Origin of the sequence: Vibrio tasmaniensis, from assembly GCF_024347635.1 — a bacterium.
Classification (GTDB): Bacteria; Pseudomonadota; Gammaproteobacteria; order Enterobacterales; family Vibrionaceae; genus Vibrio; species Vibrio tasmaniensis.
This window is the reverse complement of sequence record NZ_AP025510.1, coordinates 2,260,950-2,271,832: the sequence shown is the minus strand read 5'-3', so window position 1 is coordinate 2,271,832 and position 10,883 is coordinate 2,260,950. Positions and strand designations below refer to the sequence as shown.

9 protein-coding genes and 1 pseudogene are annotated in these 10,883 nt (G+C 44.0%); 6 read left to right on the top strand and 4 right to left on the bottom strand.

The genetic code is table 11. From position 1 onward, the window contains the following. The first annotated feature begins 649 nt into the window (after positions 1-649). Positions 650-1,477: a 4'-phosphopantetheinyl transferase family protein gene (locus OCV44_RS10240; protein ID WP_139685525.1), complete on the top strand. Its 828-nt coding sequence runs from the start codon at positions 650-652 to the stop codon at positions 1,475-1,477. Between the two features lie 16 nt (positions 1,478-1,493). Here OCV44_RS10240 and OCV44_RS10235 read toward each other — a convergent pair whose 3' ends face one another. Beyond that, complete coding sequence (locus OCV44_RS10235; RefSeq protein WP_004736070.1) at positions 1,494-1,901, bottom strand: thioesterase family protein; 408 nt, start codon at positions 1,899-1,901, stop codon at positions 1,494-1,496. Between the two features lie 346 nt (positions 1,902-2,247). Here OCV44_RS10235 and OCV44_RS10230 point away from each other — a divergent pair, with 346 nt between their 5' ends. From OCV44_RS10230 to OCV44_RS10220, 3 genes are all read left to right on the top strand, one after another. Then, complete coding sequence (locus tag OCV44_RS10230) at positions 2,248-3,243, top strand: TRAP transporter substrate-binding protein (RefSeq protein ID WP_048607894.1); 996 nt, start codon at positions 2,248-2,250, stop codon at positions 3,241-3,243. A gap of 64 nt (positions 3,244-3,307) precedes the next feature. Continuing rightward, positions 3,308-4,063, top strand: a complete 756-nt coding sequence (locus OCV44_RS10225; RefSeq protein ID WP_139685504.1) for a TRAP transporter small permease — start codon at positions 3,308-3,310, stop codon at positions 4,061-4,063. Positions 4,064-4,065: 2 nt separating this feature from the next. Beyond that, positions 4,066-5,427 (top strand): TRAP transporter large permease, encoded by a 1,362-nt coding sequence (locus OCV44_RS10220; RefSeq protein WP_139685505.1) that lies wholly within the window; start codon positions 4,066-4,068, stop codon positions 5,425-5,427. Positions 5,428-5,459: 32 nt separating this feature from the next. On the opposite strand, the gene OCV44_RS10215 is transcribed toward OCV44_RS10220, so the two are convergent. From OCV44_RS10215 to OCV44_RS10205, 3 genes are all read right to left on the bottom strand, one after another. Further along, positions 5,460-5,633, bottom strand: coding sequence for a hypothetical protein (locus OCV44_RS10215; protein ID WP_017101579.1), 174 nt, complete (start codon positions 5,631-5,633; stop codon positions 5,460-5,462). Between the two features lie 77 nt (positions 5,634-5,710). Continuing rightward, a complete protein-coding gene (locus OCV44_RS10210; protein WP_139685506.1) occupies positions 5,711-7,060 on the bottom strand; it encodes a sigma-54-dependent transcriptional regulator in 1,350 nt (449 codons plus the stop codon). Positions 7,061-7,120: 60 nt separating this feature from the next. After that, positions 7,121-8,929, bottom strand: a complete 1,809-nt coding sequence (locus tag OCV44_RS10205; protein WP_139685507.1) for a sensor histidine kinase — start codon at positions 8,927-8,929, stop codon at positions 7,121-7,123. Positions 8,930-9,092: 163 nt separating this feature from the next. On the opposite strand from OCV44_RS10205, the pseudogene OCV44_RS22255 reads away from it, so the two are divergent. Further along, positions 9,093-9,275 (top strand): annotated as a pseudogene (locus OCV44_RS22255) (hypothetical protein); the annotation flags it as partial. A gap of 294 nt (positions 9,276-9,569) precedes the next feature. After that, the gene (gene tig / locus OCV44_RS10200; RefSeq protein WP_004736079.1) at positions 9,570-10,868 is read left to right on the top strand and encodes a trigger factor; all 1,299 of its coding nucleotides are present in this window, start codon (positions 9,570-9,572) and stop codon (positions 10,866-10,868) included. Positions 10,869-10,883: the final 15 nt, after the last annotated feature.

The following is a 10,883-nucleotide window of genomic DNA, read 5'->3' as shown; positions in this document are numbered from 1 at the left end:
TGAATCGAAAATAAATCTGAAACAGATTTGGGCAAACGCAGCTGAAGGGTAAGGTTGCCGAAAGTTGGCCACCTGACTGAAATAGGGAGTGCGAAGTTCATTGACTTGCAGACGTTGAGAACGTGTTTCATGCGTGAAGGGAGTATTCGAATGTGAGGGTAATGTCCATTTAAATCCTGTCCAAAGTACTGCTTAACGGAAAGCAGTTATCCGCAATAAAAACGTGTGAATTTGTTTAATGGTTGAGCAGGCTACCCGAGGTGAGTTGCCGATACAATGCTCCCAGAGGCCACTATGATCTGTTCAGACCAGATGATTTTTCTGAACTTTTATTTTTTGTGTTTTTAGTGCTGTTAACTTATTGATAATTAATGGGTATAAGTGGTTATTTAGTGTTTATACTCTATTTTTGCGCTTCGTGAGATCTATGTCATATTTTTGTAAGTAACATTTAATAGGTGCCTGCTCTATAAGGCTAAGTGTGATCTGTGTTTTAATTTGTTATCATTTGGAAAGTTAGTTTTGATTCCCTATGTGAAGGGTGTTTCCTGCACGAATTCTCTATGTTTATCTCAAATCATAGATGAGTTGAATTTGTTCGGTTTGGTGTTTTTTTGATGAGTGGTTTGAAGAAGTAAGCATGAGTAAAATGGAAAATCCAGTCGTTGATTTATGGTTATGTTCTTTGAGTGATTTGCGTGATGATATCGATAGCGTTTCGTGTCTTAAGCAAACACTCACGGCCGATGAAATAGCGAAAGTCGAGCGTTATCGAATGCCTTCATCTAAAATTCAGGCCCTGTATGTTCGAAATTACTTAAGAAAGGTGCTGTCTCGTTATTCTGATTTGATACCTGAAGCGTGGCGTTTTGAATATGGCGAGAAAGGAAAGCCAAGTTTAGTCGCCGAACAGCAACTCAAGACGGGGTTAAATTTCAATATCAGTCATAGCAAAGAACATTTGTTAATCGCGGTTTACCTGAGAGAAGGGAAGCAAGTTCAATTAGGTGTTGATATTGAACACGCAAGAAGTTCGACCAATATCGATTCGATCATGAAGCACTACTTTTCAGATAAAGAGTTGGCGGATTTACTTGAGCTTTGCAAGGAAGAACAAAGAGAGCGTTTTTTCGATCTGTGGGCATTAAAAGAGTCGTACATCAAAGCGACGGGCAAGGGGCTAGCGACATCGTTGCGAAGCTTTTCGTTCGATTTCTCCAATCTGGCGGAGCAAACATTGCCAATTCACTGTTCGGATTTTCAACCAAACTTGCAGGATGAAATTAGAGTACATGGTGAAATCAGCATATACAGTGGAGTTGGGTTGGATGTTACCGAGCAAAGCGATATTTCTACAGATTGGCAATGTTGCTTAGGGCGGCTGGATGACCAGTATCGTTTTGCTGTTTCGCTTGGCGGAAATTTGCTACCCATGCAGATAGAGATGAGAACCTTTTCGTTGTCTCATCTCTTTTAAGCTAATTTAGTGAAAGTTAACTCGTTTCCCCGAGCATCGCTTTTAGCACTTCAGCAGGCACTGGCTGCAGTTGCTTGTCTTTGTCTAAACAGACCATTTCGATATCACCAATCACCGCGGGTTTGGTTGCATCTTTACGCCACACTTCTTGTCGCCATAGCGTTTTGTATTTGCCATCAAGTTCAAAAGAGGTTCGGATGTCGCAGATCTCAGCGAACTCAACCCCATCTTGAAAAGTCATGTTGGCTTTATAGACCGCAAAACCTAATCCGTGCTCATTCCACAATTCCGCCAGTTTATCGCTGCCCAAGACATGTTCGCGCGCACGCTCAAAATATTTAAGAAAGTTAGGGTGATAAACCACACCTGAGTGATCGGTATCTTCATAGTAAATTTGTACTGGGTGATGGTAGATCTGACTCATTGGTATCAACTCTTATTAAGTGTAAATCTGACTAAGTTGTGCTGCACTCTACAGGATAGGTCGAAATTACTTCAAGGCATCATAGCCAAACTCGCTTTTGGTCAGACCTCATTTAACATTATTCATTAGCGATACGTTGGTCAACTCTCACCCATTTGCAAATATTCTATGTGTCATTTCCCACCCATTAATTTTGCAGCGAGTTAGCGATTGCAGCAGGTAGATCTCACGAAGCCTTTTGGTTAAAGGCTTGTTAATGAGTTGTGTTAATGTGGCGCGCTAATTGCCTTAGTGAAAGCACGCAGTTCCCATTGAAGGGCTGTTTTGTTTACTAAGGAGAATAATAATGTTTAAGCCTCTTACTCTGCTGTCTGTATCTGCTCTTGCGCTCACAAGTTTTAATGCTGCTGCAAACTGTGACCCAGGTGAAATCGTGATTAAATTCAGTCACGTAACTAATACTGATAAGCACCCGAAAGGCATCGCCGCTTCTTTACTGGAAGAGCGAGTAAACACGGAAATGAATGGCAAAGCTTGTATGCAAGTTTTCCCTAACTCAACACTTTACGATGATAATAAAGTACTGGAAGCCCTGTTAAATGGTGATGTTCAAATGGCGGCACCATCGCTGTCTAAATTTGAGAAGTTCACTAAGAAATACCGCATTTTTGACCTTCCTTTCCTATTTGAAGACGTAGAAGCCGTTGACCGTTTCCAAAACTCAGAGTCTGGCGAAAAACTGAAGAACGCGATGAAGCGCCGTGGTCTGCAAGGTCTAGCGTTTTGGCACAATGGCATGAAACAGATGTCGGCGAACAAACCTCTTATCAGCCCTGAAGATGCAAAAGGTTTGAAATTCCGTGTTCAAGCATCAGACGTATTGGTGGCTCAGTTTGAACAACTAGGCGCTAACCCACAGAAGATGTCTTTCAAAGAAGTGTACGGTGGCCTGCAAACTAAGGTTATCGATGGCCAAGAGAACACATGGTCAAACATCTACGGTAAGAAGTTCTTTGAAGTACAAGACGGCGTAACTGAAACCAATCACGGTATCTTGGATTACCTAGTTGTAACGTCAAACGACTTCTGGAAAGACCTACCTGAAGATGTACGTGCACAGCTTGGCACTATCGTTCAAGAAGTATCTGAAACACGTAATGCAGAATCTTCAAAAGTTAACTTAGCGAACAAAAACAACATCATCGAAGCGGGTGGTGAGGTTCGTACACTTACGCCTGAACAGCGTGAAGCATGGGTAGCTGCACTTCAACCAGTATGGAAGAAGTTTGAAAAAGACATCGGTTCAGACCTTATCGATGCAGCGTTAGCTTCAAACCAATAACACCGCTAAGGGAGTGGCGAGTGTTCGTCACTCCTTATTAAAATAATTATAAGCGGAGTCAATTATGGAAAAGCCTCAAATGGAACAACCAAATTCTAGCGAATCAGCACTGGAAACCTCTCTTTTTTCCAAAGTCGGAAGAGTTACGGATGTGATTGAAGAGTCATTAATCGCATTTTTCCTTGGCGCAATGACGCTACTTACTTTTGCCAACGTGGTATTTCGATACGCATTCAATGGCAATATTTTGTGGGCACTAGAACTGACGGTGTTCATGTTCGCTTGGATGGTGTTAGTGGGCGCATCTTATGGCGTTAAAAAACACTTCCACATTGGCGTTGACGTCATCATTAACCTTGCCCCAGAAAAGCTACGTAAAGTGTATGCGTTGATCGCCGTTACAAGCTGTCTAGCCTTTTCAATCCTACTTCTTATCGGTTCTTGGAATTACTGGTACCCGTTCGCGACCGAGCGCGCTTGGTATGAAACCGATGATATTCCAATGCCCGAGATGCTTCAGTTTCTTTCTGACTGGATGAATGAAGGCGAACGATACGAGAAACTGCCACGTTTTATTCCTTACATGGCACTACCGATTGGTATGGCAATGCTGACGTTCCGATTCATCCAAATCGCTTATCAAGTGGCGACAGGCAAGCTTGACCGCATGATTGCAGGTCATGAAGCCGAAGAAGAGCTGGATGCATTGAAAGCTGATGTGTTAGCGGGTTCTGATGAAGACGCGACAGCGGTATTGGATTCGACTAAGCAAAACAAGGCGAACGAGTCGGGTACAAAATCTAACGGTAAGGAAGACTAATCATGGCAATGTTATTTCTATTTTTAATGGTAATTGCTTTCATGTTGGTCGGTGTGCCAATTGCGATTTCCCTTGGTTTATCGAGCGTTATATTCTTGTTGATGCACTCTGATGCGTCATTAGCTTCAGTTGCACAAACGCTGTTCAACGCATTTGCAGGCCACTACACACTCTTAGCGATTCCTTTCTTTATCTTGGCCTCTAGCTTCATGTCTACAGGTGGTGTGGCGAAACGTATTATCCGTTTTGCTATCGCAATGGTCGGCTGGTTCCGCGGCGGTTTAGCGATGGCGTCGGTTGTGGCATGTATGATGTTCGCAGCACTATCTGGATCGTCTCCAGCAACGGTAGTGGCAATCGGTAGTATTGTTATCGCAGGTATGATCAAAAACGGCTACACAAAAGAATTCGCGGCAGGGGTTATCTGTAATGCGGGTACTTTGGGTATCTTGATTCCACCATCCATCGTGATGGTTGTTTATGCTGCGGCGACGGATGTATCTGTAGGTCGTATGTTCCTTGGTGGTGTTATTCCTGGCCTGTTGGCTGGTGTGATGTTGATGATTGCTATCTACATTGCAGCACGTATTAAGAAGATTCCTGCGCAGCCGTTTGTGGGCTGGGGCGAGATGTGTGCAGCTGCCAAGGATGCGAGTTGGGGTTTGTTACTGATTGTTATCATTTTAGGTGGTATCTACGGCGGTATCTTTACACCGACAGAAGCGGCGGCAGTCGCAGCGGTTTACGCTTTCTTCATTGCCAATTTTATCTACAAAGATATGGGGCCATTTGCTGACAAGAACAACACAAAGCCTGCGCTAGTTAAAGTGTTCCAAACCTTCTTCCATAAAGACACTAAAGATACGCTTTACGATGCGGGTAAGCTGACCATCATGTTGCTGTTTATCATTGCCAATGCTCTGATTCTTAAGCATGTACTGACAGAAGAACGCATTCCTCAGATGATCACGGAATCGATGTTGTCTGCAGGTTTAGGTCCAATCACCTTTTTGATTGTGGTGAACGTTCTACTCTTGATTGGTGGACAGTTCATGGAACCTTCAGGCTTGCTGATCATCGTGGCACCGTTGGTATTCCCAATTGCAATTGCACTTGGCATCGATCCAATTCACCTAGGTATCATGATGGTGGTGAACATGGAGATAGGGATGATAACGCCGCCAGTGGGGCTCAATCTGTTTGTGACCGCCGGGGTCGCCAAGATGTCGATGATGAACGTGGTGAAAGCGGCATTGCCTTGGGTAGGCGTGATGTTCTTATTCCTGATTATCGTAACGTACGTGCCTTGGGTATCAACATGGTTACCGACCACCTTGATGGGGCCGGAGATCATCACGAAATAGAGGGTGAAATCATAGCGAAGTGATGGGGAGGGCTAAACCTCCTCATCAATGATTTTTCCATATCGAGAGCCAGAATCAATCGGTTCATACAGCGCTCTTTTTGCCTCTAACTCTGGTGTGTCTAAGTTGACATGATTATCAGTGTAAAAAATACCGTCAATTTCGAACGTATCGGTGATCGAGGGAACTTTTGTTTTCTCACCCATAATGACCTCATTACTATCTTGGTTGCATAACATCCTGTTGAGAGATAAGTATAGGTGATCTTGATCGCAAATCTAATTTAGTTTGGTTCTACCTTATAAGACTCTTTCGTTAGCTGGTGTTTTTGCATCTTATCGTAGAGGGTTTTCCTCGGTAATTGCAGCCTCTCCATGGTCTCTTTAATGCTGCCATTACACTCAATAAGCGCTTGCTTTAACGTGTTTTTCTCAAAGTCAGACACCAGTTCTGCCAAAGACAGTTCTTGACTGATTTGATTGGTGTTGTCTGATAAGTGAGAAAGCTTACCTAAAAGTACAAACCGCTCTGCAGTATTACGTAATTCTCGTACATTTCCCGGCCAATCATGGGCTAAAAGTGCGTGCAGTTCCTTTTGGGGGAGTGCTGGTGCTGTCTTGCCATAACGTGCTGCTGCGACCAGTAAAAAGTGATGAAAAAGTGCAGGGATATCTTCTTGGCGGCTTCTTAACGGTGGTAAATCCAAGGTCACGACATTGAGTCGGTAGTAGAGGTCTTGGCGGAAAATGCCTTCTTCAGCCGCCTTCTTTAGGTCGACCTTGGTTGCGGCGATTACTCGAATATCGAGAGGCACTAAACCGTTTGAGCCAACCCTTTCAATGACGCGCTCTTGCAAGACGCGCAACAGGCGAATTTGTGCCTGCATCGGCATGGATTCGATCTCATCTAAGAATAGGGTTCCGCCTTGAGCAAACTCGAACTTGCCAATGCGTTTACTCTCTGCACCTGTGAATGCGCCTTTTTCATGGCCATACAACTCACTTTCAATCAGATTTTCTGGAACCGCCCCGCAATTGACGGCAACAAAGTTCTGTTCTCGTCGACTGCTTTGCTCGTGTAGGGATCGTGCGACTAATTCTTTGCCCGTGCCTGTCTCACCAAACAACAAAATATCGGCGTTAGTGTCGGCAACGTGGGTGATGATAGAACGCAGCTCGGTCATTGATTGCGTGTCACCAATGATTCTTGGTCCAAGCGCTTTACTGGCCTTGAGAGAGCGCTTTAATTCAAGATTCTCAAGGGTAAGTTGGCGTTTTTCTATCGCTCGCTTAGTAGTTTCGATTAGACGTTCATTGGCGAACGGCTTTTCAATGAAGTCATACGCGCCGTCTTGGATTGCTTGTACGGCCATGGAGATATCGCCGTGGCCAGTGATCATAATCACGGGGATTTCTTTGTCTTTGTGCATCATGGTGTTGAGCAGGTCATGCCCTGAAATACCCGGCAAACAGATATCAGTGATGATTACGTGGGGTAAGCCGTTCTCTTGAATTGCGAGCAGAGCAGACTCCGCATCGGGAAAGAATTCGGCATCAATGTCGGCGAGCTCAAAGCTCTGTTCAATCGCCATTCTTAGGTCGGGTTCATCATCAATGAAATAGACGTGACACATAATTATTCCTTTAATCTTTTATTTTTATTATTGGTGAAGGCGTACTGGTTTGCTTAGCGACTAATCTGATTCTTTTGTTGGAACTATGGGTAATTCGATACTAAATCGAGCACCACCTTGAGGGCTGCTACCGGTAACGAGTTTGCCGTTTATTCCGCTGATTATTTGCTGAGAAATTGACAACCCGAGTCCGAGCCCATTTTTCTTAGTGGTATGGAAGGGTTCAAAAAAAACTCCGCTCGAAGGGGAACTGAAACCGGGGCCATTATCATCGACATGAATCAGCAAGGTGCTGGTTTGTTGGTGGTCGGATTCCCTAACCTCTAAAAGAATAGCTAATTGTTTGTCGTCTTGTTGCTCCATCGCCTGAATCGCGTTGGTTAGCAGGTTAATGATCACTTGCTCCAGTTGAATGGAGTTGGCGAGCACGCAAGCATCAAAGATTTCAGGGAGTTCGTTGACCTTAACTCGTTCACTCTTGAGTTGTGGTTTCATCAGTTCTTTTGACGAGTGCAATACCGGCAGTATCTGTAACGTGTGCAGCTCTTCCGCAGTTGATTTCTTTGCAAAGGAACGAAGCTGGTGGCTGATTTTCGCCATACGATCAGTGAGTGCCGAGATTCGTGATAGGTTGTCATCGACACGCTCGGTCTTTTCTTTGGCAAGAAACAGTCGGCCATTGTCGGCATAGCTGCGAATCGCAGCAAGCGGGTTATTCAGTTCATGGCTGATGCTTGCTGACATTTGCCCCAACACTGCCAGTTTGGCGGCTTGGATGAGTTCGTCTTGTGTCTGCCTCAGTACATGTTCGGTTTCGATTCGGTGCTTAATCTCGACATGTAACTCTGAAGTACGTTCAAGCACTTGAAATTCTAGCTTTTGCTTGGCTTCTGATTGCAGCCTGTCAATTTGTGCACGCCTTTGTTGCCGATGGTGATTAAGCTGCATCGTCAGGTAAATAATGGCGAAAATAAGGCTCAAAACCACGAGATAAGCCACCAAGTCCCACCAAACTAAATGGGTTGGAGAAAATACTCGTATGGTGAGTTTTGGCTCGGCTAGGAAGCGTGAGGAGCTATAGAACTGCTCTTGGACGAGTTTGTGTGGTGACTCAATATTGCTAGTCGCACTCTCGAAATCGCCGGAGAAATGCAGGCTTTCTATTTTGGTATCGAGATATTGCCTGCTTTCTTGAATTCGAGTGTGTTGTTGTTCGCTTAGTGGTTGAAGGCTTTTGAACAGCCACTCAGGATTACTCGACATAAATACGATCTGGTCTTTATCGTCAGCAACAAAAAAACTCTGCTTTCCTTTCCAACTTGCTTCAATTAGCGATAAATCCATCTTTACGACAATGACGCCAATAATCTCGGCGGCATAGGAGACGGGGTAAGAATAATAATAGCCTCGTTTCCCAGAGGTTGAACCTAGCGCAAAATATTGATTTTCATTGCCAAGAATCGCTTCTTGAAAATAGGGACGGAAAGCGAAATTTCGACGAATAAAAGAACGCGGTAGATCCCAGTTACTGGCTGCTATGGTGGTGCCAATGCTGTCCAACAGATAGGTGTCGGATGCTTGAATCACCGAATTTACGTGTTCTAGATAGCGATTGGTGAGTTCGATTTGCGCAGAGTTACTTGGAGAGTGAAGAGCATCGACCAACTCTTTGTCTTTTGAAAGCAGCTCGGGAATGTGCGCGAACTTGTCGAGTTGGCTTGAAATATGAACCGAAAATCGGTCTAGCTTAGATTGATGATCATTTAACAAACTTTCATGGCTTGTGTTCCACACCCAATGACCGCCGAACACCATTAGTAAACTGTATGTGGCCATTAATAGGATTGGGATTCTCAAAGCTTGAAACATGAAGGCTCTCCGCTCATTTCTTTGGTAAATAATCAAGCCTGTCTTCTCTCGTTTATGGTAGCAAATAGCGGTAGTGTTTGCTGAAAGTAGACAGTCGCCAGATGGATGTAGGTTAAGGGTTTGTAACGGGGATTGTTGAAAAAGTTATCGACTCTGAGGGGTAAAACAAGAGCAAGATCTCTTTTTAAAGTTTTTAGCAAAAAAAGCCCTCGATTCCCTTGAAAAAGTCGCTATTGTCCCCATTTCTGTTGTGCTAAGTGATGATTTGATCGTTTTTGTATCATTTAGTTGGACGAATTTAGAGCATTCATCATCATGCAGAGGTGAACGGCTCGACAGAGATTAAACAGATCGCTAGAATGTCGCGTCTAAAATTTCTGTCCTGAGGCTAATCGGAGATACCTTTCTTGTTTTCGAAAACAAGCTTTATTGCGTTTTAATCGACGCGTGAAGAACGAAGATATCGCTGATTAGTCTGGTGTTTGGTTGAATAATCAATTCAGACATCAATGCTCGATTTTAAATTAGGTGTTCGGATAGAGCACTACACAAGGATGCAGCCAACAACGTCGGCTTTTGAATTAAAGCTAAGTTACGGCTCATATGCTCAGATTACTGAGCCAGTTTTGAGGTTTATATAATGCAAGTTACTGTTGAAACGCTAGAAGGCCTAGAGCGCCGTCTTAATATTACTGTTCCTGCTGCTAACATCGAAGATGCAGTTACAGCTGAACTACGCAACATCGCGAAAAACCGTCGTTTCGATGGCTTCCGTAAAGGCAAAGTGCCAATGAAGATGGTTGCTAAAATGTACGGCAAAGCAGTACGTCAAGACGTGATGGGCGAAGTAATGCAACGTCACTTCATCGAAGCGATCGTTAAAGAGAAAATCAACCCAGCTGGCGCACCTACTTTCGCACCAGTTGAAAACAACGAAGGCGCTGACCTAGTATTCAACGCAACTTTTGAAGTTTACCCAGAAGTTGAGCTGAAAGGTCTAGAAAACATCACTGTTGAGAAACCAGCAGTAGAAGTTAAAGAAGCTGACGTTGAAGAGATGATCGAAACTCTACGTAAGCAACAAGCAACTTGGACTGAAGTTGAAGCTGCTGCTGACGCTGGTTCTCGTGCAACTATCGACTTCGTTGGTTCTATCGACGGTGAAGAGTTCGAAGGCGGTAAAGCTGAGAACTTCCCACTAGAGATGGGTGCTGGTCGCATGATCCCTGGTTTTGAAGACGGTATCGTTGGCAAAACTGCAGGTATGGAATTCGAAATCGAAGTAAACTTCCCAGAAGATTACCACGCTGAAAACCTAAAAGGTAAAGCTGCTAAGTTCTCTATCAAGCTGAACAAAGTTGAAGCTCGTGAACTTCCAGAATTAAACGAAGAATTCGTTTCTAAGTTCGGCGCAGCTGAAGGCGTTGAAGGCCTTAAAGCTGAAGTTCGTAAGAACATGGAGCGTGAGCTTAAGCAAGCTGTTAAGAACCGCATCAAAGAGCAAGCTATCGACGGTCTAGTTAACGAAAATAACATCGACGTACCTTCTGCTCTAATCGATCAAGAGATCGGTGTTCTACGTCAACAAGCTGCTCAACGTTTCGGTGGCAACACTGAAGCTGCTGACCAACTTCCACGTGAGCTGTTCGAAGAGCAAGCTAAACGTCGCGTAGTTGTAGGTCTTCTTCTTGGTGAAGTAATCAAGACTGAAGAGCTAAAAGCTGATGACGAGAAAGTTAAAGCTATCATCGAAGAGATGGCTACAGCATACGAAGATCCAACAGAAGTTATTGCTTACTACGAGCAAAACGAGCAAATGATGAACAACATGCGCAATGTTGCTCTAGAAGAGCAAGCTATTGATGCAATCATCGCTAAAGCTCAAGTTTCTGATAAAGAAGTTAGCTTCAACGAGCTAATGAATCAGCAACCTGCTTAATATAGTAATATCTGA

What these genes read in the sequence shown, in the direction of transcription:
- OCV44_RS10210 (WP_139685506.1), bottom strand. Translation starts at nt 7,060, where the DNA reads ATGTGTCACGTCTATTTCATTGATGATGAACCCGACCTAAGAATGGCG.
- OCV44_RS10220 (WP_139685505.1), top strand. Translation starts at nt 4,066, where the DNA reads ATGGCAATGTTATTTCTATTTTTAATGGTAATTGCTTTCATGTTGGTC.
- OCV44_RS10235 (WP_004736070.1), bottom strand. Translation starts at nt 1,901, where the DNA reads ATGAGTCAGATCTACCATCACCCAGTACAAATTTACTATGAAGATACC.
- OCV44_RS10230 (WP_048607894.1), top strand. Translation starts at nt 2,248, where the DNA reads ATGTTTAAGCCTCTTACTCTGCTGTCTGTATCTGCTCTTGCGCTCACA.
- OCV44_RS10240 (WP_139685525.1), top strand. Translation starts at nt 650, where the DNA reads ATGGAAAATCCAGTCGTTGATTTATGGTTATGTTCTTTGAGTGATTTG.
- OCV44_RS10205 (WP_139685507.1), bottom strand. Translation starts at nt 8,929, where the DNA reads ATGTTTCAAGCTTTGAGAATCCCAATCCTATTAATGGCCACATACAGT.
- tig (WP_004736079.1), top strand. Translation starts at nt 9,570, where the DNA reads ATGCAAGTTACTGTTGAAACGCTAGAAGGCCTAGAGCGCCGTCTTAAT.
- OCV44_RS10225 (WP_139685504.1), top strand. Translation starts at nt 3,308, where the DNA reads ATGGAAAAGCCTCAAATGGAACAACCAAATTCTAGCGAATCAGCACTG.
- OCV44_RS10215 (WP_017101579.1), bottom strand. Translation starts at nt 5,633, where the DNA reads ATGGGTGAGAAAACAAAAGTTCCCTCGATCACCGATACGTTCGAAATT.